The sequence below is a fragment of the Pseudomonas sp. YNh genome (genome assembly GCF_037993085.1).
Taxonomy (GTDB): Bacteria; Pseudomonadota; Gammaproteobacteria; order Pseudomonadales; family Pseudomonadaceae; genus Aquipseudomonas; species Aquipseudomonas putida.
The window spans coordinates 1-24,217 of the sequence record NZ_JBBMRJ010000031.1; the positions used below are offsets into that span (position 1 = coordinate 1).

General features: G+C 61.8%; 21 protein-coding genes. 15 read left to right on the forward strand and 6 right to left on the reverse strand.

What is annotated here, in order from left to right:
• Positions 1–189 precede the first annotated feature (189 nt).
• Positions 190–792 (reverse strand): peroxiredoxin, encoded by a 603-nt coding sequence (locus tag WF331_RS24050; RefSeq protein ID WP_012273884.1) that lies wholly within the window; start codon positions 790–792, stop codon positions 190–192.
• 224 nt (positions 793–1,016) lie between these two features.
• On the opposite strand from WF331_RS24050, the gene WF331_RS24055 reads away from it, so the two are divergent.
• Together WF331_RS24055 and bfr are read left to right on the forward strand one after the other, a co-directional pair.
• Positions 1,017–1,235, forward strand: a complete 219-nt coding sequence (locus WF331_RS24055; RefSeq protein WP_016488781.1) for a bacterioferritin-associated ferredoxin — start codon at positions 1,017–1,019, stop codon at positions 1,233–1,235.
• Positions 1,236–1,436: 201 nt separating this feature from the next.
• Complete coding sequence (gene bfr, locus WF331_RS24060; protein WP_016498212.1) at positions 1,437–1,910, forward strand: bacterioferritin; 474 nt, start codon at positions 1,437–1,439, stop codon at positions 1,908–1,910.
• A 57-nt stretch (positions 1,911–1,967) separates the two neighbouring features.
• On the opposite strand, the gene grxD is transcribed toward bfr, so the two are convergent.
• Positions 1,968–2,303, reverse strand: coding sequence for a Grx4 family monothiol glutaredoxin (gene grxD / locus WF331_RS24065; protein WP_016498211.1), 336 nt, complete (start codon positions 2,301–2,303; stop codon positions 1,968–1,970).
• 91 nt (positions 2,304–2,394) lie between these two features.
• Complete coding sequence (locus WF331_RS24070) at positions 2,395–4,503, reverse strand: molybdopterin-dependent oxidoreductase (protein WP_061202938.1); 2,109 nt, start codon at positions 4,501–4,503, stop codon at positions 2,395–2,397.
• A gap of 374 nt (positions 4,504–4,877) precedes the next feature.
• Between WF331_RS24070 and argF the strand changes: the two genes are divergently transcribed.
• Both argF and WF331_RS24080 read left to right on the forward strand, forming a co-directional pair.
• A complete protein-coding gene (gene argF / locus WF331_RS24075; RefSeq protein ID WP_174371407.1) occupies positions 4,878–5,798 on the forward strand; it encodes an ornithine carbamoyltransferase in 921 nt (306 codons plus the stop codon).
• Positions 5,795–6,904, forward strand: a complete 1,110-nt coding sequence (locus tag WF331_RS24080) for an ABC transporter ATP-binding protein (RefSeq protein WP_016498208.1) — start codon at positions 5,795–5,797, stop codon at positions 6,902–6,904. The genes argF and WF331_RS24080 overlap by 4 nt, the downstream gene beginning before the upstream one ends.
• A gap of 96 nt (positions 6,905–7,000) precedes the next feature.
• Here WF331_RS24080 and ybaK read toward each other — a convergent pair whose 3' ends face one another.
• Positions 7,001–7,471, reverse strand: a complete 471-nt coding sequence (gene ybaK / locus WF331_RS24085) for a Cys-tRNA(Pro) deacylase (protein ID WP_012273891.1) — start codon at positions 7,469–7,471, stop codon at positions 7,001–7,003.
• 303 nt (positions 7,472–7,774) lie between these two features.
• Between ybaK and WF331_RS24090 the strand changes: the two genes are divergently transcribed.
• From WF331_RS24090 to glpD, 4 genes are all read left to right on the forward strand, one after another.
• Entirely contained in the window at positions 7,775–8,626 is an 852-nt protein-coding gene (locus WF331_RS24090) for an MIP/aquaporin family protein (protein ID WP_016498207.1), read from the forward strand.
• A 51-nt stretch (positions 8,627–8,677) separates the two neighbouring features.
• Entirely contained in the window at positions 8,678–10,177 is a 1,500-nt protein-coding gene (gene glpK, locus WF331_RS24095) for a glycerol kinase GlpK (RefSeq protein ID WP_016498206.1), read from the forward strand.
• Positions 10,178–10,278: 101 nt separating this feature from the next.
• Complete coding sequence (gene glpR / locus WF331_RS24100) at positions 10,279–11,034, forward strand: DNA-binding transcriptional repressor GlpR (protein ID WP_016498205.1); 756 nt, start codon at positions 10,279–10,281, stop codon at positions 11,032–11,034.
• Between the two features lie 199 nt (positions 11,035–11,233).
• Entirely contained in the window at positions 11,234–12,763 is a 1,530-nt protein-coding gene (gene glpD, locus WF331_RS24105) for a glycerol-3-phosphate dehydrogenase (RefSeq protein WP_284364140.1), read from the forward strand.
• Positions 12,764–12,796: 33 nt separating this feature from the next.
• On the opposite strand, the gene WF331_RS24110 is transcribed toward glpD, so the two are convergent.
• Positions 12,797–14,638: an NEL-type E3 ubiquitin ligase domain-containing protein gene (locus WF331_RS24110; protein ID WP_340623361.1), complete on the reverse strand. Its 1,842-nt coding sequence runs from the start codon at positions 14,636–14,638 to the stop codon at positions 12,797–12,799.
• A 28-nt stretch (positions 14,639–14,666) separates the two neighbouring features.
• Positions 14,667–16,928, reverse strand: a complete 2,262-nt coding sequence (locus WF331_RS24115; RefSeq protein WP_340623362.1) for a dermonecrotic toxin domain-containing protein — start codon at positions 16,926–16,928, stop codon at positions 14,667–14,669.
• Between the two features lie 340 nt (positions 16,929–17,268).
• Here WF331_RS24115 and WF331_RS24120 point away from each other — a divergent pair, with 340 nt between their 5' ends.
• The 7 genes from WF331_RS24120 to WF331_RS24150 all read left to right on the forward strand — a co-directional run bounded on the left by WF331_RS24120 (position 17,269) and on the right by WF331_RS24150 (position 24,138).
• Positions 17,269–18,186, forward strand: a complete 918-nt coding sequence (locus tag WF331_RS24120) for a glutamate/aspartate ABC transporter substrate-binding protein (RefSeq protein ID WP_049276558.1) — start codon at positions 17,269–17,271, stop codon at positions 18,184–18,186.
• A gap of 142 nt (positions 18,187–18,328) precedes the next feature.
• A complete protein-coding gene (locus tag WF331_RS24125; RefSeq protein ID WP_016488794.1) occupies positions 18,329–19,075 on the forward strand; it encodes an amino acid ABC transporter permease in 747 nt (248 codons plus the stop codon).
• Positions 19,076–19,747 (forward strand): amino acid ABC transporter permease, encoded by a 672-nt coding sequence (locus WF331_RS24130; protein WP_284364132.1) that lies wholly within the window; start codon positions 19,076–19,078, stop codon positions 19,745–19,747.
• Entirely contained in the window at positions 19,744–20,478 is a 735-nt protein-coding gene (locus WF331_RS24135) for an amino acid ABC transporter ATP-binding protein (protein ID WP_016498201.1), read from the forward strand. The genes WF331_RS24130 and WF331_RS24135 overlap by 4 nt, the downstream gene beginning before the upstream one ends.
• 69 nt (positions 20,479–20,547) lie before the next feature.
• A complete protein-coding gene (locus tag WF331_RS24140) occupies positions 20,548–22,452 on the forward strand; it encodes a sensor histidine kinase (protein WP_016498200.1) in 1,905 nt (634 codons plus the stop codon).
• Positions 22,449–23,777 (forward strand): sigma-54-dependent transcriptional regulator, encoded by a 1,329-nt coding sequence (locus tag WF331_RS24145; protein ID WP_016498199.1) that lies wholly within the window; start codon positions 22,449–22,451, stop codon positions 23,775–23,777. Before WF331_RS24140 ends, WF331_RS24145 begins: the two co-directional genes overlap by 4 nt.
• A 25-nt stretch (positions 23,778–23,802) precedes the next feature.
• Entirely contained in the window at positions 23,803–24,138 is a 336-nt protein-coding gene (locus WF331_RS24150) for a GlpM family protein (RefSeq protein ID WP_016498198.1), read from the forward strand.
• The last annotated feature ends 79 nt before the right edge of the window (positions 24,139–24,217 follow it).

Sequence of the window (24,217 nt, forward strand, 5' to 3'; positions counted from 1 at the left end):
TGGCTTCTTCGAACGCCACCGTGGCACTGTGATGCCTCGGCGGGGGCGAGTCCATCGATTACAGGGGTATGCGTACTGCTGTAGGAGCGGCCTTGTGCCGCGAAAGGGCCAGGACAGGCACTGGAAGCCTTGAAGTCCAGGCACAAAAAAACCGGCCACGAGGGCCGGTTTTTTTTATGCGAGCGGCGATTACAGCTTGCCAGCGTTCTCGCTCAGGTAGGCTGCGACGCCTTCTGGCGAAGCGTTCATGCCTTTGTCGCCTTTTTTCCAGTTGGCAGGGCAGACTTCGCCGTGCTCTTCGTGGAACTGCAGGGCGTCAACCAGGCGCAGCAGCTCGTCCATGTTACGGCCCAGTGGCAGGTCGTTGATGATCTGCGAGCGGACAACACCGTTGGTGTCGATCAGGAAGGCGCCACGGAAGGCCACGCCGCCTTCGGACTCTACGTCGTAGGCTTTGCAGATTTCGTGGGTCATGTCGGCAGCCAGGGTGTACTTCACCTGACCGATGCCGCCGTTGTTGACCGGGGTGTTACGCCAGGCGTTGTGGGTGAAGTGCGAGTCGATCGACACGCCGATCACTTCGACGTTGCGCGCCTGGAAGTCCGGGATGCGGTTGTCCAGGGCGATCAGCTCGGACGGGCAGACGAAGGTGAAGTCCAGCGGGTAGAAGAACACCAGGCCGTACTTGCCCTTGATGGCCGAAGCCAGGTTGAAGCTGTCGACGATCTCGCCATTGCCCAGCACGGCTGGAACGGTGAAATCGGGGGCTTTCTTACCAACGAGTACGCTCATTGTAATCTCCTGATGAGGGTGAAAAACCGTTTGCCGGGCCAGACGGGCTTGCCCGACATCCAACAAAGGCCGACCATCATACACGGCTTCTGATGACAGGCCGAATCCATCAGGCAGGCAACCACCGGTCGCTCAAGCACAGCCTTTTCAGAAAGCACTTTGACAAGCATTCTCATTAACATTAAGCTCCAATCCATCGACTCAACCCGCGATGGTCAGCCCTTATGTATGTGTGTCTTTGTGTCGGCGTCACCGACGGACAGATCCGCGATGCGATCTATGAAGGATGCTGCAGTTACAAGGAAGTGCGAGCCGCGACCAATGTCGCAAGCCAGTGTGGCAAATGCGCCTGCCTGGCCAAGGAAGTGGTCCGTGAGACCCTGACCGAGCTCCAGGTCAGCCAGGCCGCCCTGCCCTATCCCGTGGAATTTACCGCGGCCTGAAAACCCAGAATTCAAAGAACCGGACCCTGTGTCCGGTTTTTTTATGCTCTGAATTCAATAAGTTAGCGCTCCAACGCGGTTCACAAACATTCTTATTCCTATTAATTTTCACTTATTATTCAACAACTTAGGTTTGACACTACTAAGTATCGGGCTCAAACTTCACTGTATTGGCACACTTCTACAGGGCAGGAACCCGTAATGAAAGGCGACGTAAGCGTCATCCAGCATCTCAACAAGATCCTCGGAAACGAGCTGGTCGCGATCAACCAGTACTTCCTGCACGCACGCATGTACGAAGATTGGGGCCTGAACAAGCTCGGCAAGCACGAGTACAAGGAATCCATCGACGAGATGAAGCACGCTGACAAACTGATCAAGCGTATTCTCTTCCTCGAAGGCATCCCTAACGTTCAGGACCTGGGCAAGCTGCTGATCGGCGAGCACACCAAGGAAATGCTCGAGTGCGACCTGAAGCTTGAAAAGAAAGGCCTGGCCGACCTGAAGGCAGCCATCGCACATTGCGAAACCGCTGGCGACTTCGGCTCGCGTGACATGCTTGAAGAGATCCTCGAATCCGAGGAAGAGCACATCGACTGGCTGGAAACCCAACTGGGGCTGATCGACAAGATCACTATCGAAAACTATCTGCAGTCGCAGATGGGCGAAGAATAATTGTTCGCCGCATAAAAAAACCCGCTATCAGCGGGTTTTTTTATGCTTGCCGGAAGCTCAGGCTTCGGAAGCCTTGGCTTTGGCAGCAGCGTCCTTGATCAGGGTTTGCAGCTCACCCTTCTCGAACATTTCCAGCATGATGTCGCTACCGCCAACCAGCTCACCGGCTACCCACAGCTGCGGGAAGGTCGGCCAGTTGGCATATTTTGGCAGGTTGGCACGGATTTCCGGGTTCTGCAGGATGTCGACGTAGGCGAACTTCTCGCCACAACCCATCACTGCTTGCGATGCCTTGGCCGAGAACCCGCATTGCGGGGCATTCGGCGAGCCTTTCATGTAAAGCAGAATGGTGTTGTTGGCAATCTGCTCTTTGATCGTTTCGATGATATCCATGTAGCACCTCGGCTTAACTTTGCGACGCTGTTGTCGGCACGGTGGCGCATTGTAACGGAAAGCCGAGCAGCGTGCTCGGCCTCGCTGTTCCTTACGCGGCCTCCACCTGCACGGGTACGCCATTGAGCGCAGCGTTGCCGGAAACCTGGTCCCGCAAGCGCTCGTCGGTCAGGTCATTGGCGCTCACCCCGGGCTGCGCCTGGGCGATCTGCATGTGCACGCCCTGACGACCGTGACCGAAGCCATGGGGCAGGCTGACCACCCCGGGCATCATGTCCTCGCAGGCTTGCACCTCGACTTCGAGATCACCCGTGCGGGAGCGGATACGCACCCGCTGGCCGTCCTGCAACTGTCGCTGTTGCAGGTCTTGCGGGTGCATCAACAGATGATGGCGAGGCTTGCCTTTCACCAGGCGGTGGAAATTGTGCATCCATGAGTTGTTGCTGCGCACATGGCGGCGGCCGATCAGCAGCAGCTCACCCGGTACGGGCGGTGCCAGTTGCGTCAGGCGGTGAAGGTCGTCCAGCAACACCTGGGGTGCCGCTTCGACAGCCTTGCTGGTAGTCGCCAGGCGCGCAGCGAGGTTGCTACGTAATGGCCCGAGGTCAAGGCCGTGTGGGTGCTCGTCCAGCGTTGCCAGTGAAAGCCGCCAAGGCGTTGCTTCACCATAGCGCCCCTTGCGCAAGGCCAGATCGATCATCTGCGCAGGTGCCCAGGTCGGTTTCAACTCAAGCTCGGCACGCCTGGCAAACGCCTGGGCCAGGCCGACAAAAATTTCCCAGTCGTGCAGCGCCCCGTCCGGCTTGGCCAGGATCGCCCGGTTGAAGCGGGTGACGTTGCGCACGGCCAGCAAGTTGAAGGTGCTGTCGTAGTGGTCGTTTTCCAGCGAGGAGGTGGAAGGCAGGATCAGGTCGGCATGCCGAGTGGTTTCATTGATGTAGAGGTCGATGCTGAGCATGAACTCCAGGCCTTCCAGGGCCGCATCCAGCTGGCGACCGTTAGGCGTGGACAGCACCGGGTTGCCGGCCACTGTCACCAAGGCGCGTACCTGCCCTTCGCCAGGTGTCAGCATCTCTTCGGCCAGGGCCGCCACGGGCAGCTCGCCACCGTACTCGGGCAAACCCGAGACCCGGCTCTGCCAGGCGTTGAAATGGCCGCCCGAGGTGGTGGCCACCAGGTCGACGGCGGGCTCGGTGCACAAAGCGCCGCCTTCACGGTCGAGGTTGCCGGTGACCAGGTTGATCAGTTGCACCAGCCAGTGACAGAGGGTCCCGAAGGTTTGGGTGGAAACGCCCATGCGGCCATAGCACACGGCCTTTTCTGCCGCAGCGAAGTCCCGTGCCAGCTGGCGGATCTGCGTAGCAGCAATGCCGCAATGCGGGCTCATGGCTTCGGCGCTGAGGGGGGCAAGCGCCTCACGCACCTGCTGCAGGCCGTTGATGGGTAAGTGCGAACCTTGCGCCAGGCCCTCCTCGAACAGGGTGTTGAGCACGCCGCACAACAAGGCTGCGTCCCCACCCGGACGGATAAACAGGTGGGTATCGGCCATGGCCGCCGTTTCGCTGCGCCGAGGGTCCACCACCACCAGGCGCCCGCCCCGGCCAAGCAGGGCCTTGAGGCGTTTTTCCACATCGGGCACGGTCATGATGCTGCCGTTGGAGGCCAGCGGGTTGCCGCCAAGAATCAGCATGAAGTCGGCGTGGTCGATATCCGGAATCGGCAGCAGCAGGCCATGGCCATACATCAGGTGGCTGACCAGGTGTTGTGGCAGCTGGTCCACCGAGGTGGCCGAGAAACGGTTGCGTGTCTTGAGCAGGCCGAGGAAGTAGTTGCTGTGGGTCATCAAACCGTAGTTGTGCACGCTTGGGTTGCCCTGGTAGACCGCCACGGCATTGCGCCCGTGAGCCTGCTGGACCGCCCACAACTTTTCCGCGGCCAGGGCAAAGGCCTCGTCCCAGCCGATGGCCTGCCAACGCTCCCCTACCCGCTTGTGGGGCTGGCGCAGGCGGTCAGGGTCGTTCTGGATGTCCTGCAAGGCCACGGCCTTGGGGCAGACGTGGCCACGGCTGAACGGGTCCTGGGGGTCGCCCTTGATCGAGCTGATTAGCGCCCGCCCGTCGTCTTCATGGCTGACTTCGATGTTCAGCCCGCAGATTGCTTCGCACAGGTGACAGGCACGGTGATGCAGGGTCTTGGTCATGGCCGCCTCTGCCTTGTTGTTGTCGAACATTGACTATGCGCCCCCCCCCTGCCCCCGACCAGCGCCCTTCGCCGCGTGAATCCACCGACATCAGGCACACGATTTGCGACAGCCATTTGCCAAATTGCCAGCAAGCCCTGTACAACCTCGTGTAGCAAATAAAAAACAGCACAGGCCGACGGGTGAAGACACCCTTTGCAACACCCTTTGCAATCAGGCCGCTGTTCCCCCTTGGCTTCAGGCGACATTTACTTATAGTATTGCGCCTTTCCCTATTTTCGTCCGCCCCGTGCGGCTTACGCCGCAGGTCAATCCCGTTGTCAAAAAAAACCATACGGTCGACCTGCATACCGTTGCAGATAAGGTAGTCAATCATGAGCGCTAGGCACTTTCTCTCCCTGCTGGACTTCACCACCGACGAATTGCTCGGGGTGATCCGCCGCGGCATCGAGCTGAAGGACCTGCGCAAACGAGGCGTGCTGTTCGAGCCCCTGAAGAACCGCGTGCTTGGCATGATCTTCGAGAAATCCTCGACCCGTACCCGCGTGTCGTTCGAGGCTGGCATGATCCAGCTGGGCGGCCAGGCCATCTTCCTGTCGCCACGCGACACCCAGCTGGGCCGTGGCGAGCCGATCGGTGACAGCGCCATCGTGCTGTCGAGCATGGTCGATGTGGTGATGATTCGTACCCACGCCCACAGCACCCTGACCGAATTCGCCGCCAAGTCGCGTGTGCCGGTGATCAACGGCCTGTCCGACGAGTCGCACCCATGCCAACTGCTGGCCGACATGCAGACCTTCCTCGAGCACCGCGGCTCGATCCAGGGCAAGACCGTGACCTGGATCGGCGACGGTTTCAACATGTGCAACTCCTATATCGAGGCCGCCAGGCAGTTCGATTTCCAGCTGCGCATCGCCTGCCCGGAAGGCTACGAGCCGGATCAGCGCTTCATGGCGCTGGGCGGTGACCGCGTGCAGATCATCCGCGATGCCAGGGAAGCCGTGCGTGATGCACACCTGGTGGTCACCGATGTCTGGACTTCCATGGGTCAGGAGGAGGAAACTGCACGGCGCCTGGCGCATTTCGCGCCTTACCAGGTCACCCGCGAACTGCTCGACCTGGCGGCACCCGATGTCCTCTTCATGCACTGCCTGCCCGCCCACCGTGGCGAGGAAATCAGCCAGGACCTGCTCGACGACCCACGTTCGGTCGCCTGGGACGAGGCTGAAAACCGCCTGCATGCACAGAAGGCGCTTCTCGAATTCCTTGTAGAACCGGCTTACCACCACGCATGAGTCAACCCCTACTGCTCAACCTGCGCAACCTCGCCTGCGGCTACGGCGACCAGCGCATCGTCCAGAACCTCAATCTGCACCTGAACGCAGGCGACATCGGTTGCCTGCTGGGTTCCTCCGGTTGCGGGAAAACCACCACGCTGCGCGCCATTGCCGGTTTCGAACCGGTACACGAAGGCGAGATCCAGCTGGCCGGCGAGGTCATTTCCCGCGCCGGCTTCACCCTGGCCCCGGAAAAGCGCCGCATCGGCATGGTGTTCCAGGACTATGCGCTGTTCCCGCACCTGACCGTGGCGCAGAACATTGCCTTTGGCATCGCCAAGCACCCACGCCAGGCCGCCGTCATCGAAGAGATGCTCGAACTGGTCAAGCTTGGCGGCCTGGGCGGGCGTTACCCGCACGAATTGTCTGGCGGCCAGCAGCAACGGGTCGCCCTGGCCCGCGCGCTGGCGCCGGAACCGCAGTTGCTGCTGCTCGACGAGCCATTCTCCAACCTTGACGTGGAGTTGCGCCGGCGCCTGAGCCATGAGGTTCGCGATATTCTCAAGAGCCGTGGCACCAGCGCCATCCTGGTTACCCATGACCAGGAAGAAGCCTTCGCCGTCAGCGATCAGGTCGGTGTGTTCAAGGAAGGCCGCCTGGAGCAGTGGGACACGCCCTACAACCTTTACCACGAACCACAGACGCCGTTCGTGGCCAGCTTCATTGGCCAGGGGTACTTCATCCGTGGGCAGATGAGCAGCCACGAGGCCGTCAATACCGAGCTGGGAGAACTGCGCGGCAACCGTGCCTACATCATGGCACCGGGCAGTTCGGTGGACGTGCTGCTGCGGCCCGACGATATCGTGTATGCACCGGGCAGCGCGCTACAGGCGAACATCGTTGGCAAGAGCTTCCTGGGGGCATCGACCCTGTACCGCCTGCAACTGCCCACTGGCAGCCAGCTGGAAGCGATCTTCCCCAGCCATAACGACCTTCAGGTCGGTGAAGATGTGGGGATTGCGGTGAAAGCCGATCACCTGGTGCTGTTCCCGGTGCCGGGTAGCGTTGCGGCGCAGTTGCCGCGGCAGGAGAATGGCGTGCGTCGGTACAGTTCCGCGACCTGATTGCAGATCCCTGGGGCCGCTTTGCGGCCCTTCGCGGGCTTGCCCGCTCCCACAGGTTTCGCGTCAAGTATTCCTGTGGGAGCGGTCAAGCCCGGCTCAGCCTCTGCCTATCCCGGCAAACTTGCCTTGGGTATGCTCGGCCAGCACCGCCGCCGCCAACTCCACTTCCAGCCCACGCCGTCCAGCGCTGACATGGATGGTTGCAAAATTCTGCGCTGATTCGTCAATGAAGGTTCGCAAGCGCTTCTTCTGCCCCAAAGGGCTGATCCCCCCCACCAGATAACCCGTAGCCCGCTGCGCCGCCGCCGGGTCTGCCATTTCGCATTTCTTTACCCCGGCAGCATGGGCCAGGGCCTTGAGGTCCAGGGTGCCCACCACCGGCACCACCGCCACCAGCAACTCCCCTTTCTCGCTGCTCGCCAGCAAGGTCTTGAACACCTGCTGCGGGTCGAGCCCGAGCTTTTCCGCCGCCTCCAGACCGTAGGACGCCGACTTGGGGTCATGCTCATAACTGTGCACACGGTGCTCGGCGCGATGCTTCTTCAACAGGTCTAGGGCGGGGGTCATGCAAGGGCTCCGGTCTGGGACGGCTCGGCGGCTACTTTAGGACAATTCCCACAGCGCAGCCAGCGCACCGCAATCGCGCACCTCTAGTACGCGGATTCGCAGCCAATTTTAGCGACCATTTCGTGACTGGTCGTTCACTTTCGACCTTTGACATCAGCGTTTCTTGTCTATATTTTTTCGCTTCTGAACAAATGGCGCACTTTTAAGGTGCGTTTCCTGTATTTGCCCGGGGTCAATGGGGATCGACACCGGGCTTTGCTGTCGAGCGCCACGCGCCTCACAACAAAAAAAACGAGGTCATACATGACGACTGCTCTACGCCAACCCACGCTGTCCAGCCAATGCCTGGCCGAGTTTCTCGGCACAGCCCTGCTCATTTTCTTCGGTACCGGCTGTGTTGCCGCGCTCAAGGTCGCCGGCGCCAGCTTTGGCCTGTGGGAAATCAGCATCATCTGGGGCGTCGGCGTGAGCATGGCGATCTACCTCACCGCCGGCATTTCCGGCGCGCACCTGAACCCGGCAGTGAGCATCGCCCTCACCCTGTTCGCCGGTTTCGACAAGCGCAAGCTGCCCTTCTACATGCTGGCCCAGGTATGCGGCGCGTTTTGCGGCGCGGCGCTGGTCTACACCCTGTACAGCAACCTGTTCTTCGATTTCGAACAGGCCCACGCCATGTTGCGCGGTAGCGAAGCCAGCCTGGAGCTGGCCTCGGTGTTCTCCACCTACCCACACCCCTCGCTGTCCACCGGCCAGGCGTTCCTGGTCGAAGTCGTCATCACGGCTATCCTGATGGCCGTGATCATGGCCCTGACCGACGACAACAACGGCCTGCCGCGCGGCGCCATGGCCCCGCTGCTGATCGGCCTGCTGATCGCGGTGATCGGCAGCGCCATGGGCCCGCTGACCGGCTTTGCCATGAACCCTGCTCGCGATTTCGGGCCAAAACTCATGACTTTCCTGGCCGGTTGGGGCGAAATCGCCTTCACTGGCGGACGGGACATACCGTATTTCCTGGTTCCGGTGTTTGCACCGATCCTTGGCGCTTGCCTGGGTGCCGCGACCTATCGCGGCCTGATTGCCCGCAACCTGCCAATGGCAGCTGCCGCGAACCCTGAGACAAATGACAATCGCCAGGGCGATACTCAAGCCAATTGATGCCGGCTACATGCCCAGCCCTGACCTCCTATTCTCGCAAGGCCTACGACCATGACAGACACCCAGGACAAGAACTACATCATCGCCCTGGACCAGGGCACCACCAGTTCGCGTGCCATCATTTTCGACCGCGACGCCAATGTGGTGGGCACCTCCCAGCGCGAGTTCGCCCAGCACTATCCGCAGGCGGGCTGGGTCGAGCACGACCCGATGGAAATCTTCGCCACGCAGAGCGCGACCATGGTCGAGGCCTTGGCACAGGCAGGCATCAGCCATGCCCAGGTAGCCGCAATCGGCATCACCAACCAACGCGAAACCACTGTGGTGTGGGACAAGGAAACCGGCCGCCCGGTTTACAATGCCATCGTCTGGCAGTGCCGCCGCAGCACCGAGATCTGCGCCCAGCTCAAGCGCGACGGCCATGAAGACTACATTCGCGACACCACCGGCCTGGTCACCGACCCGTACTTCTCCGGCACCAAGCTGAAGTGGATCCTCGACAACGTCGAGGGCGCCCGCGAACGCGCCGAGCGTGGCGAACTGTTGTTCGGCACCATCGATACCTGGCTGATCTGGAAGTTCTCGGGCGGCAAGGTGCACGTCACCGACTACACCAATGCCTCGCGCACGCTGATGTTCAACATCCATAGCCTGGAGTGGGACGACAAGCTGCTGGAAATCCTCGGCATCCCGCGGCAGATGCTGCCCGAGGTTCGTTCTTCTTCAGAAGTGTACGGCCAGACAAAAAGCGGCATTGCCATTGCTGGCATCGCAGGTGACCAACAGTCGGCACTGTTCGGCCAGATGTGCGTAGAGCCCGGCCAGGCCAAGAACACCTACGGCACCGGCTGCTTCCTGCTGATGAACACCGGCGAGCAGGCAGTAAAATCGTCCCATGGCCTGCTCACCACCATCGCCTGCGGCCCGCGTGGCGAGGTGGCCTATGCGCTGGAAGGCGCGGTGTTCAACGGTGGTTCCACCGTGCAATGGCTGCGTGACGAGCTGAAGATCGTCAACGACGCCCTGGATACCGAATACTTCGCCAGCAAGGTCAAGGACAGCAACGGCGTCTATCTGGTGCCGGCATTCACCGGCCTGGGTGCCCCGTACTGGGACCCGTACGCCCGTGGCGCGCTGTTCGGCCTGACCCGTGGCGTGAAGGTGGACCACATCATCCGCGCCGCGCTGGAGTCGATCGCCTACCAGACCCGCGACGTGCTCGATGCCATGCAGCAGGACTGCGGCCAGCGCCTGTCCGAGTTGCGTGTGGACGGTGGTGCGGTGGCCAACAACTTCCTCATGCAGTTCCAGGCCGACATCCTCGGCACGTGCGTGGAGCGCCCGCAAATGCGCGAAACCACAGCCCTGGGCGCCGCCTACCTGGCCGGCCTGGCTTGCGGCTTCTGGAGCGGCCTGGACGAACTGCGCGACAAGGCAATCATCGAGCGCGAGTTCAGCCCGCAGCTGGATGAAACGCAGAAAGAGAAGCTGTATGCCGGCTGGAAGAAAGCCGTCGAACGTACCCGTGACTGGGAAGAGCACGAGGCGTAAAACACATTGGGGCCGCCACGCGGCCCCAATCGTCTACTGGCCGTCATCCCCTTCCTACGGCATCATTGCAGAATTTGTCCGGCTGCCCCAAAGGACCGCCCATGAATCTGCCCCCCCGCCAACAACAAATCCTCGAACTGGTGCGCGAGCGCGGTTACGTCAGTATCGAAGAAATGGCGCAGCTGTTCGTCGTGACGCCGCAGACCATCCGTCGAGATATCAACCAGCTTGCCGAGCTCAACCTGCTTCGCCGCTACCACGGTGGCGCGGCCTATGACTCGAGTATCGAGAATACGGCCTACGCCATGCGTGCCGACCAGATGCGCGATGAAAAGCAGCGTATCGCTGACGCCGTGGCCCGGCAGATTCCCGACCATGCCTCGGTGTTCATCAACATCGGCACCACTACCGAATCCATCGCCCGCGCACTGCTCAACCACAACCACCTGAAGGTCATCACCAACAACTTGCACGTGGCGGCGATCCTGGCTGCCAAGGACGATTTCGAAGTGCTGGTGGCCGGTGGCACGGTGCGCCGGGACGGTGGAGTGGTGGGCCAGGCCAGTGTCGACTTCATCAACCAGTTCAAGGTCGATTTCGCCCTGGTGGGTATCAGCGGCATCGACGAGGACGGCAGCCTGCTCGACTTCGACTACCAGGAAGTACGGGTATCCCAGGCGATCATCGCCAATGCCCGGCAGGTGATCCTTGCCGCCGACTCCAGCAAGTTCGGGCGCAATGCCATGGTGCGCCTGGGCTCGATCAGCCTGGTCGACTGCCTGGTGACCGATCAGGCGCCTACCCCCACCCTCACTCAGTTGCTGAACCAGTACAAGATCCGCCTCGACGTCGTTTAAAGGGTGGCGGGGGCTTGCCGCAACCTGTGTGACATGCAGACCGCCCAGCCGAAATTTTCGAAAATGTTCACTTTATTGTCATCTGATCAGTTTTTTCTATAAAGACTGGCTGGCGACGGGCGTTCTGTTGCGCTAGTATTTTCGCAAACGAACATTAATGTTCACTTTCGATGTGAACAGCTCCCAGGAGGCCTTGCCCGTGTCCCAGCCCGTTTCGTCCCAGCCATCACTCGCCGACTGCTATGACCTCGCCGTGATCGGCGGTGGCATCAATGGCGTGGGCATCGCTGCCGACGCCGCCGGGCGGGGTCTGAAAGTATTCCTTTGCGAAAAGGACGACCTGGCCCAGCACACGTCATCAGCCAGCAGCAAGCTGATCCACGGTGGCCTGCGCTACCTTGAACACTACGAATTCCGCCTGGTACGCGAAGCCTTGGCCGAACGCGAAGTGCTGCTGGCCAAGGCGCCGCACATCGTCAGACCGATGCGTTTCGTGCTGCCACACCGCCCACACCTGCGCCCGGCGTGGATGATCCGCGCCGGCCTGTTCCTGTATGACCATCTGGGCAAACGCAAGCGCCTGGGTGCCTCGCGCAGCCTGCGCTTTGACCCCGGTTACCCGCTAAAGCCGGCGATCACGCGCGGTTTCGAATACGCCGATTGCGCGGTAGACGACGCGCGGCTGGTGGTGCTCAATGCCATGGCCGCCCGTGAGCACGGCGCGCACATCCATACCCGCACCCGCTGCCTGCGCGCAGAACGCGTGGACGGCCTGTGGCAGGTCGACTTGCAGCATGCCGATGGCAGCCTGCAGAGCATTCGCGCCCGCGCCCTGGTCAACGCCGCTGGCCCGTGGGTCGCCAGTTTCATCAAGGACGACCTCAAGCTGGATGCGCCGTACGGCATCCGCCTGATCCAGGGCAGCCACATCATCGTGCCGCGCCTGTACGAAGGGGAACATGCCTTCATCCTGCAGAACGAAGACCAGCGCATCGTCTTCTGCATCCCTTACCTGGACCGCTTCACCCTGATAGGCACCACTGACCGCGAGTACAGCGGCGACCCTGCCAAGGTAGCGATTACCGCACAGGAAACCGACTACCTGTTGAAAGTGGTCAACGCGCACTTCAATCATCAGCTGAGCCACGGCGATATCCTGCACACCTACTCCGGCGTGCGCCCGCTGTGCAACGACGAGTCGGACAACCCGTCTGCCGTCACCCGTGACTATACCCTCGCGCTTAGCGCAGCGTCTGGCGAGGCGCCATTGCTGTCGGTGTTTGGCGGCAAGCTGACCACCTACCGCAAGCTGGCAGAGTCGGCCATGAGCGAACTCAAGCCGTTCTTCAGCCAGATGGGCAAAAGCTGGACCGCCGATGCCCCCCTGCCCGGCGGGGAAGACATGAGCACGCCGCAGGCATTGGTCGAAGCGCTGCTGGCACAGCATCAATGGCTGGCAGTGGACATCGCCAAACGCTGGGCGGTGAGCTATGGCAGCCGCACCTGGCAACTGCTGGACGGCGTGCACGGCCCGCAAGACCTGGGCCAGGTGATCGGCGGCGGCTTGTTCACCCGTGAAGTCGACTACTTGCGTGATTGCGAATGGGCTGTCAACGCCCAGGACATCCTGTGGCGGCGCAGCAAGCTTGGCCTGTTCACCAGCGCCAGCGAGCAGCAGGCCCTGGCTGATTACCTGGCGCAAAGCGAGGCGCGCAGCAACGCCGCCTGATCCGGCTGGGGCGACCGCTGTGCGGTTGCCCCCTTAGGCTTCCCGCCCGTAGGCCTCCCTCGCCAGTTCCAGGTACAACGTCCGCTCCTGGGCATTGAGCGCCTCCATCAAGGCTGCGGCACGCTCCAGGTAGTGCTGCTCACCCGCCTCACCGACCTCACCCTCGGCTTGCTCCAACTGCTCATGAAACGGTTCGGCCAGGGCATCGAAACGCTCGGCATAACGATTACGCACATACCCTTGCCAGAACTCGCGCTGCGCCAGCGCCTGGCTCAGTACCTCGCGGTTTTCTCCGGCGAGCACTTGAGCACCCGCGCGCCTTGCGTCAGCGGCGGTTACACGGCTGTGTTCGGGGTAATTCATGGACCGCGGTTGCGCTGGCAGGTCGAGCCGGTCAGCCAAATTGACGCGGAAGGCGAGGTAGACCTCGATATCATCCACGACAGCATATGGGTCCCTGCGCAGTTCCTGAATATGTCGGGCGGCAATGCTGTCTACCTGATCCAGGCGATACAGCGAACGCCCCAGGCGCAATAAAGTCTGTTCGGCCTGCATGGGAGCACCCTCACCTGGGGAATGCAGGGCAATGTGGGCCCTGACTTCCAGTTGACTGAGGATCAGCAGCAGTCGGTCCTCACAGGTACGACGCCCTTGCGCCTGCCAGAACATGGCTTCGCGCACGTCGGTGTTGTCGGTGCACAGTTCCAGAATCCGCCACACCCTTGCCCGGTAGTAGTTCGGGTGGTCGAGGAAATCGTCGGAACTGGCGAAATCTGCCAGAAAACGAAACAGGTCTACCGACTGCGGCTCCTCGGCCAGTTGGTTCCAGATCTGCACGCGCCGTGCCCTGACAGGCTCGTTGGCGCTACCCAGCCATTGGTCCTGCAAGCCGGCATCGGCAATAGCGTGATGGTAGGAGGGGCTACGGTTTACAGACGAATCGCCAAGGCTTTCGGCAAGCGACGCCGCGCTCGCTTCGTCCAGCGGGTTGTCATGCAGCGACAGGCGTCCCATTCGCGCGCCCAGCGCGCGCAGATGCCCGTTCACCTGGCGAATCTGGTTATCACGCAGGTCCACCAGGCCCCGCCATGGCATCACATCGTCGCCTGGCAAGGTTTGCAGCTCGGTTGCGCGCAGCGAAACCTCACGCAAGTGGCGCAGCCCCGAAAGATCAGGCACCTGGCCCAGCGGGTTGTAGTTGAGATCCAGCACCTGGAGCATCGAGAGGCTGGCCAGCCTTTGGCTGCCTTGGGCATCGACACTGATCTGGTTACCCGCCAGACGCAGGCTGCGCAATTCGGTAAATCGCTCCAGGCCAGCGGGCAAGCGGGTCAATTGGTTGTTGCGCAGGTCGAGTTCGCGAAGGTGGGTGAACCTGCGCAGGAAATCCTCATCGATCTGTTCAAGGCTCATGTTGCGCAAAGCCAGGCGCCGAACATGGCCGAACTCTATGCCCTCCGGCAACGTCGGCAAGCTGCCCACCTGTTCGCCATCTATGTGCAGCACAAAGTCGTCACCGGCCAGACCGGCCGTCTTGCGCCGCCAGGCGCGACGAATCTGGTTGGCCACGCGTTGCCGGCGCAGCCCGTCCATGAAACTGACGCGCTGTCGCTGCCAGCTGTCAAGCGCGTCACGCAGGCTTTGCATCTGCCATTGAAGCTCGCTGAGATGTGCCCACTGGCCGACCCTGCGGTCCGACAGGTCGCGAAGGTAGGCGTCCAGCTGTGCATCGGTCAACGTCGGGAATATGTCATGTATGCCGCGACGCAGTGCCCGTCGGCTGCTTTCTCCCCGTCCACTCAAGGCGTAACCGATCCGGCCATCGGCGATGCGTAGCGGCGGACGATAGCGTTCTGCGACAGGCGCCAGCCCCATCAACTTCGCCGTTCTTTCTCGATCCGAGCTAGCCAGGTGCGCAAGCTGCTCGCCGAGGTCGCGGGCCGTGAGCTGACTTTCTCGAAAAACTGGCCTTCTGGCCCTGGTCAAGGGTGCGGATCAGGCATGGCAACAGGCCTTGGCCAAGCACTGGCGGCTGGCCATCGGCCAATTGGTACCCCTGCTCGGTGTGGATGATGGTTTTGATCTCGGTGGCACTGGCGGCACCCTTGGCTGCCAACACACGGCCGCCTGCCTCCCCGAGGCGCAGCTCGATCCGCACCGAGGCTGGCCAAGGTGCGTGGTGGGCGATCCATTCCAGCACCAGTCGCTGGGTATCGGCATTAACTGCCCCTTCGTGCTCGAACCCCATCAGGGCACGGTCCACACGGCTCTCGCGCAAGAACCAGCGGGCCCGCTCAGCCATGGCCAGCGGCACCCGGCCGGTAGCCAGCAGCGCCTTGATCTGCGCACCACTGGCCGACGCGAGGATTTCTTCGGCGCCACGCACCGACAGGCCTGGGAATACCTTGATCAGCAAGGCACCTGCAACAGAAGGCACAGCTTGCCGAGCGGCCAGTTCACGTTCGAACGCGCGCCCCCGTAATCGGGGCTCTAAGGTATGGAGTTCGTAGCGGTCATGGGCATCACCCAGGCGAGCAGGGCTCTCCCCCCCGTCAAGGTGGATATGGCGCACCTGGGCCTCTTCAAACCCGGTGATGCGAAGCAGTGTTTCAGCGCTTTGGTCTGAGGTTTCGGCAAAGACACCGTCAAACCTGCGTAACAGCGGCCCGCCGCCATCAAGGTGATGAGCAGAAGGCGGCCAGTGCGCGAGCCTGGCCCGGCCCTCACCCTCGTGCACTGGCGTCAGCGCATCGACAAACGACACCCGTTCGAGTGCACGGCTTATGCCCATGTGTACGGCACCTATCACGGCGCCGGCTGCCAGGTTCTGTGCTACGCCCATGAGGTGATCCAGCGCCCCCTGGCGGTCGCCTATGCGCCAATCCTCATAACCCTTGTAGACCTCGCTGACCACATCCACGGCCGCCACGGCGAGCATCACCTCCCCCACTATCGGAATGAACAGTGCTGCCAGGTTCAACGTATCGAGGCCTGCACTCTTGAGCGCCTCCAGCCGCTGATGGCGCTCGATAGCGGTCTCGTCGGCGGTAGGGACCGCGAGGATTCTTGCATCATCCAGCATCTTGTCCACCTGCAAGCCACGCAGGTAGGCAAACAACGGTACATCGATGGCGAAATTGCGCCCATCCAGCACAGCCGGTATTCGCACACTGCTGGCTTCGATCAGGCGCTCCAGGGTTGCCGTGAACGTCGGCCGGTCGCGTTCACTGATGAAGCGACTGAAAAACGAACGGTAGTGAGGCGCACGCATGCGCCTGGCCAACCATTGGTACAAAGCCTCCCAGGAAACGTGCCTGGTCACCGGCCGCTGCGGGTCCTGTGGTACCCAGCTGATGATCCCTTCCAGTGGCCCGTCGGCGCGCTCGCGCACCTCCAGCGTGACGATTCCATGGATACGCTTGCCCAGCAGATAAAGCTGACGCGGTGTGACAACGCCACTGATGGCAGGCACCACAGGTTTGGCAGCGAACACAGGCAACAAGCGCAGGTAGTCGGCTTCGTCCAGCTCGGACTTGATGCGGGCCATGCGTACCGCGACTTCCATCTTTGCGCGCAGGTTTTCCTCAAACATGCGCTGAACGGCCTCTCGGGCGAGGTTTTCAGGCGCTGGCGGCCGGCTTTTCGGAAACAGTTGTGCGCGCAACTTTTGTTGGTACTGCCCACCGATGTCGAGCTTCCTGCAGCAGCGGGCAAATGCCTCGAACGTCAGTTGCAGCTTCACCCCATCAGCGCCCTGCAGGTGGGCGCGCCTATGGATTGACGGCAAGGTATCGGCTTCGTGGAAGTTGTGCAGCGCGGCCGTGACCAAAGGTTGCACGCTGTAAAGGGTACGCCAGGGCGTATGCAGGCGTGGCGCAGCGCTGGGCATCGGCACATCCTCCTCAATGTGCACCTGCATGCTGCGCACATCGACATCGGCCAGGCCTTCGGCGCGTAATGCCGGTTCGAGCACCTGCGCGGCAAAGGCTTCCAGGCTGGGCACGCTGGCCAATCTGGTTTTCACTCGTTCGGCCACAGCCTGCTGATTGGACAGCGCGCGGTGAAAGGTCAACAGTTGATCGACATCGGCCGTTTTCAACCAATCCGCCATCTGGCGGGCAATGAAGGCGTCGACGGAATCGGAAGGAATCGGGATCACGGACACGGCAAGAGCTCCAGAAGATGAAGCAGCAAGCTCAACAGTTGGCCTTGCGCGACGGGTGTTACTTATTGCTGGAGCACCCCGTTCAGAGCCCCCACATTCGTTCGGATAGCCGAACGAAATACCACCCCTCGTTCGGTGATCCGACAGCAGAAGAATGTTCAAAAACCTGCATACAGGGTTCATGCCCAGGCTTTGCGCGGGGTTATGATCTTTGGCAGGGCTTGGCACGACTCATGCTCTACACTTGGTAGCCGAATGCACTCGCTTCTTGCTGTATTCGTTGAACGAAAGAGTCCGCCAACGGCTCCATAAAAAAAACAAACACGTCGAGGAAAATTTGATGCGTATCGTTCGTCAATTGCTGGGCGCCGCCATCGCGGCCGCTGTGATCGCTTCGCCGGCCATGGCCGAAGAACTGACTGGCACCCTGAAGAAGATCAAGGAATCGGGCACCATCACCCTGGGCCACCGCGACTCCTCCATCCCGTTTTCCTACCTGGCCGGCAAACCCGAGCCCGTGGGCTACTCGCATGACATCCAGCTGGCTGTCGTCGACGCCCTGAAGAAGCAACTGGGTACGGACATCAAGGTCCGTTACAACCTGGTCACCTCCCAGACCCGCATCCCGCTGGTGCAGAACGGCACCGTCGACCTTGAGTGCGGCTCCACCACCAACAACGTCGAGCGCCAGCAACAAGTCGGCTTCTCGGTCGGCATCTTCGAAGTCGGTACCCGCCTGTTGACCAAGGTCAAGGACGGTGCGCCTGCATACAAAGACTTCCCGGACCTGGCCGGCAAGAACGTGGTGACCACCGCCGGTACCACCTCCGAGCGCATCCTCAAGGCGATGAACGCCGACAAGCAGATGAAGATGAACGTGATTTCCGCCAAGGACCACGGTGAAGCCTTCAACATGCTCGAAAGCGGCCGCGCGGTGGCCTTCATGATGGACGACGCGCTGCTGGCCGGTGAAATGGCCAAGGCGCGCAAGCCATCCGACTGGGTCATCACCGGTACCCCGCAATCGTACGAAATCTACGGCTGCATGGTGCGCAAGGAAGATGCTGCGTTCAAGAAAGCGGTCGACGACGCCATCGTGGGCTACTTCAAGTCGGGCGAAGTCAACAAGAGCTACGACAAGTGGTTCAATCAGCCGATCCCGCCAAAAGGCCTGAACCTGCAGTTCCCGATGAGCGACGAGCTGAAAAAGCTGATCGCCGAGCCGACCGACAAGGCTGCGGACGAGAAGAAGTCCTGATCCTCAGATAGTGGCCTGGTGCTCAACAGCACGAATCAATTCTGCAGGCCACTCATTAGTGTCTAACCTTTCATCCGAGGGCGCCAAGCGCCCCCGGATGCTCGAAGGTGCCCGTGAAACAACCGTCTGAGGGGAAATCCCGATGAATTACAACTGGGACTGGGGCGTGTTCTTCAAGTCCACCGGCGTGGGTAGCGAAACCTATCTGGACTGGTACATCACCGGCCTGGGCTGGACCATCGCCATCGCCATCACCGCCTGGATCATTGCGCTGCTGCTGGGGTCACTCCTCGGTGTCATGCGTACCGTGCCGAACCGCCTGGTATCGGGCATCGCTACCGCCTACGTGGAACTGTTCCGCAACGTGCCACTGCTGGTGCAGCTGTTCATCTGGTACTTCCTGGTACCGGACCTGCTGCCGGAAGGCTTGCAGGAATGGTTCAAGCAGGACCTCAACCCGACCACCTCGGCGCTGATCAGCGTGGTCGTCTGCCTGGGCCTGTTCACCGCCGCCCGCGTCTGCGAACAGGTGCGTACCGGGATTCAGGCGCTGCCCAAAGGCCAGGAAGCCGCCGCCCGTGCCATGGGGTTCAGCCTCCCGCAAATCTATAACAACGTGCTGCTGCCGCAGGCTTACCGGATCATCATTCCGCCGCTCACTTCCGAGTTCCTCAATGTCTTCAAGAACTCCTCGGTGGCGTCGCTGATCGGCCTGATGGAGCTGCTGGCGCAGACCAAGCAGACCGCCGAGTTCTCCGCCAACCTGTTCGAGGCGTTCACCCTGGCCACGCTGATCTACTTCACCCTGAACATGGGCCTGATGCTGCTGATGCGCATGGTCGAGAAGAAAGTCGCCGTGCCTGGCCTGATTTCCGTGGGGGGCAAGTAAATGGACATGGATTTCAGCGAAATCATCCCGGCCCTGCCTGCCCTGTGGGAAGGCATGGTCATGACCCTGCAGCTGATGGTCATGGGCGTTGTCGGTGGTATTGCACTGGGCACCCTCCTGGCCCTGATGCGCCTGTCGTCGAGCAAGCTGCTGTCACGCGTGGCAGGTGCCTACGTCAACTACTTCCGCTCGATCCCGCTGCTGCTTGTAATTACCTGGTTCTACCTGGCGGTGCCGTTCGTGCTGCGCTGGATTACCGGCGAAGACACGCCAGTGGGTGCGTTCACCTCTTGCGTGGTGGCCTTCATGATGTTCGAGGCCGCGTACTTCTGCGAAATCGTGCGTGCCGGCGTGCAGTCGATTTCCAAAGGCCAGATGGGCGCCGCGCAGGCGCTGGGCATGAACTACGCGCAAACCATGCGCCTGATCATCCTGCCCCAGGCGTTCCGCAAGATGACCCCGCTGCTGCTGCAGCAGAGCATCATCCTGTTCCAGGACACCTCGCTGGTATACACCGTGGGCCTGGTGGACTTCCTCAACTCGGCACGTTCCAACGGCGATATCATCGGGCGCTCCCATGAGTTCCTGATCTTCGCCGGCGTCGTCTACTTCATCATCAGCTTCTCCGCTTCGTGGCTGGTCAAGCGCCTGCAAAAAAGGATCACCGTATGATTTCCATCAAGAACGTCAACAAGTGGTACGGCGACTTCCAGGTACTGACCGATTGCAACACCGAGGTCAAGAAAGGTGAAGTGGTGGTAGTCTGCGGCCCGTCGGGCTCGGGCAAGTCCACCCTGATCAAATGCGTCAACGCGCTCGAGCCGTTCCAGAAGGGCGACATCGTGGTCGACGGCACGTCGATCTCCGACCCGAAAACCAACCTGCCGAAGCTGCGTTCGCGGGTGGGCATGGTGTTCCAGCACTTCGAACTGTTCCCGCACCTGACCATCACCGAGAACCTGACCATCGCGCAGATCAAGGTACTGGGCCGGAGCAAGGAAGAAGCCACCAAGAAGGGCCTCGCCCTGCTTGAGCGGGTGGGCTTGTCAGCGCATGCGCACAAGCACCCTGGCCAGCTTTCCGGCGGCCAGCAGCAGCGAGTGGCCATCGCCCGTGCGCTGTCAATGGACCCGATCGTCATGCTGTTCGACGAACCCACCTCGGCACTGGACCCGGAAATGGTCAGCGAGGTGCTGGACGTAATGGTGCAACTGGCCCACGAAGGCATGACCATGATGTGCGTGACCCACGAAATGGGCTTTGCCCGCAAGGTCGCCAACCGGGTCATCTTCATGGACAAGGGCAGCATCATCGAAGACTGCACCAAGGAAGAGTTCTTCGGTGATCAGAGTGCCCGCGACCAACGCACCCAGCACTTCCTCAGCAAGATCCTGCAGCACTGATCCGGCCACAGCATCCGCTGCCACGGGACCCGCCGGGCAGCGGATGCTGGTCGTGACAAGGCCACTGTGATGAAATGCGACCCCTCGCTACTTCGCCCTGCCAAGCCTGCCGTGAAATCCCGTCTGATCCGCCAATTGCTGTTACCGCCACTGATCATCCTGCTGATGGTCGGCTTAGGGCTGGCTGGCTACCTGATCAGCGAGAGCAACGGCATCCGCACCCTCAGCGAAAACGGCGAACGCCAGCTGGAGCTGCATGCGCGCACGGTCGAAAGCGAAATCAGCAAATACACCTACCTGCCGAGCCTGCTGGAGCTGGAAGACAGCGTCTCGCACCTGCTCACCGACCCGGACGGCGGCTCCCGCCAGGCGGTCAACGAATACCTCGAAGGCCTGAACAGGCGCAGCCGCAGCCGCGCCATTTTCGTCCTCGATACCAATGGCCGGGTACAGGCCACCAGCAACTGGCGCGACGCCGACTCGTTCCTCGGTGAAGACCTGTCGTTCCGCGCCTACTTCCAGACCGCCGTGCGCGGCGAGCCCGGGCGTTTCTACGGCATCGGCAGCACCACGGGCGAGGCCGGCTATTACCTGGCCCATGGGCTTGAAGAGCACGGCAAGATCATTGGCGTGGCAGTGATCAAGGTGCGCCTGGACACCCTCGAAGAGCGCTGGCAGCGTGCCCGCCTGGAGGCGTTCGTCAGCGACGAAAACGGCATCATCATCCTCTCCAGTGACCCGGCCCGGCGCCTGAAATCGGTGCGCCCCCTGACCCCGCAAATCAAGGAGCGCCTGGCGCGCAGCCTGCAATACTACTGGTGGCCGCTCAACGAACTGCAGCCACTGGCCCGGGAAACCCTGGCCGATGGCGTGGAAAAACTGACCTTCCCGGCCAACAGCGAAACTGCCCAGGGCAAGCCGCACGAAGTCGCCTACCTGGCCCAGACCCGGCGCCTGGCCGACACGCCTTGGCACTTTACCCTGCTGACCCCGCTGCAGGACCTGCGCCGCGAATCCATGGTGCAGGGCATCCTGGTGGGCGTGGCATTTGCCTTGCTGGCAATCCTCGGCATTGCCTGGAACGAGCGACGCAAGGTCATCGCCACCCGCTTGGCGGCCCGCGAGGCCCTTGAGGAAGCCAACAGCCAGCTGGAACGGCGCATTGCCGAACGCACGGCAGACCTGCGCGCCAGCAACGAACGCCTGAAAGGCCAGATTCGCGAGCGCCGGCATGCCGAGCAAACCTTGCGCCACGCCCAGGATGAGCTGGTGCAGGCTGGCAAGCTGGCCGCCATCGGGCAGATGTCCACCAGCATTGCCCATGAGCTCAACCAGCCGCTGGCCGCGCTGCGCACGTTGTCTGGCAACACCGTGCGCTTCCTCGAACGCGGGGCACTGGAAACCGCCAGCACCAACCTGCGCACCATGAACGACCTGATCGACCGCATGGGGCGTATCACCGCCAGCCTGCGCTCGTTCGCCCGGCGTGGTGACGACAGCGGCCAGGCCTCGCTGGCCAAGGCGGTTGAAGCCACCTTGCAGGTGCTGGCCAACCGCATCAGCGCCTGCCATTTGCAGTTGCACCACCAGTTCGAGGACCAGCAACTGGCCATCGACCAAACCCGCCTGGAGCAGATCCTGGTCAACCTGATCGGCAACGCCCTCGATGCCATGGCCGCGCAACCGTTGCCCGAGCTGTGGCTGGAAGGCGAGCTGCAAGGCGACAAGTACCGCCTGCAGGTGCGCGACAATGGCCACGGCATCGACGCCGAGGCGCGCAAGCACCTGTTCGAACCGTTCTTCACCACCAAACCGGGCGAACATGGCCTGGGCCTGGGCCTGACCCTGTCGGCGAGCCTTGCCGCCGCCGCCAAGGGCAGCCTCAACGTCGAGCACCCCGTCACCGGCGGCACGGCCTTCGTCCTGGCCCTCCCCCTGGTCTCCCCCCCTAGCGAATCGGCAGAGCACCCATGAACCAAGCGCCTCTTACCGTCCTGATCGTCGAAGACGACCCGCATGTGCTGCTCGGCTGCCAGCAGGCCCTGGCCCTGGAGGATATCGCCTGCGAAGGCGTGGGCAGCGCCGAACAAGCGCTGGAACGCATCGGCGACGATTTCGCCGGCATCGTCGTCAGCGATATCCGCCTGCCGGGCATCGATGGCCTGGAGCTGCTAAACCGCCTGAAGGCCCGTGACCGCAGCCTGCCGGTGGTGTTGATCACCGGCCACGGTGATATCGACATGGCGGTCGGCGCCATGCGCAACGGCGCCTACGACTTCATGGAAAAACCGTTCTCCCCCGAACGCCTGGTCGACGTGGTGCGCCGCGCCCTCGAACATCGCGGGCTGTCGCGCGAAGTGGTGGCCCTGCGCCGCCAACTGGCCGAGCAGAGCAGCCTGGAGGGACGCATCATCGGTCGTTCGTCGGCCATGGAACACTTGCGCGAACTGATTGCCAACGTCGCCGATACGTCGGCCAACGTGCTGATCGAAGGCGAGACCGGCACCGGCAAGGAACTGGTCGCCCGTTGCCTGCACGATTTCAGCCGGCGCCAGGGCCAGCCCTTTGTGGCGCTGAACTGTGGCGGCCTGCCGGAGAACCTGTTCGAAAGCGAAATTTTCGGCCACGAGGCCAACGCCTTCACCGGCGCCGGCAAACGCCGTATCGGCAAGATCGAACACGCCAACGGTGGCACGCTGTTCCTCGATGAAGTGGAGAGCATGCCGATCAACCTGCAGATCAAGCTGCTGCGCGTACTGCAGGAACGCACGCTGGAGCGGCTAGGTTCGAACCAAAGCATCCCGGTGGACTGCCGGGTAATCGCCGCGACCAAGGCCGACCTCGACAGCATGGGCCAGAGCGGCCAGTTCCGCAGCGACCTGTACTACCGCCTGAACGTGGTGACCCTCGAGTTGCCACCCCTGCGCGAGCGCCGCGAAGACATCACGCAGCTGTTCGAGCACTTCCTCCAGCAGTCCGCACTGCGCTTCGACCGTGAAGCACCGGCGCTGGACAGCCAGATCCTCTCACGCCTGATGGCCCACGACTGGCCGGGCAACGTGCGCGAGTTGCGCAACGTGGCTGAACGCCATGCCCTTGGCCTGCCAGCCTTCAAGAAAGGCCCCAGCGGCGGCGCCAGCCAGGGCCTGGGCTTTGCCGAAGCGGTGGAAGCATTCGAACGCAACCTGCTCGGCGATGCCCTGCAACGCACGGGGGGCAACCTGAGCCAAGCCAGCCAGGAGCTGGGCATGGCCAAGACCACGCTGTTCGACAAAGTGAAAAAGTACGGCCTCGGCTGACCTCAACCTGAACTGGAAAGACAACGTGGATCTGGTATTCAAAGCTGCCCTGGGCGCTGGCGTGGTGCTGCTGCTGGCGGTGCTGTCGAAGACGCGCAACTACTACATCGCCGGGCTGGTGCCGCTGTTTCCCACCTTTGCCCTGATTGCCCACTACATCGTTGGCAAGGGGCGCAGCATTGCCGACCTGAAGACCACCATCCTGTTCGGCATGTGGTCGATCATTCCGTATTTCGTGTACCTGGCGACCCTGTATGTGCTGGTCGACCGCCTGCGCCTGGAGGCGTCGATGGCGCTGGCCACAGTAGCGTGGCTGATAGCCGCTACTGTGCTGGTGACCTTGTGGGTGCGAATGCACTGATCAAAATTCGTGCTGGCTTCTTCGCGGGCTTGCCCGCTCCCACAGGTTCTCCACAATGCCTGAGATTGGTCCGGGACCT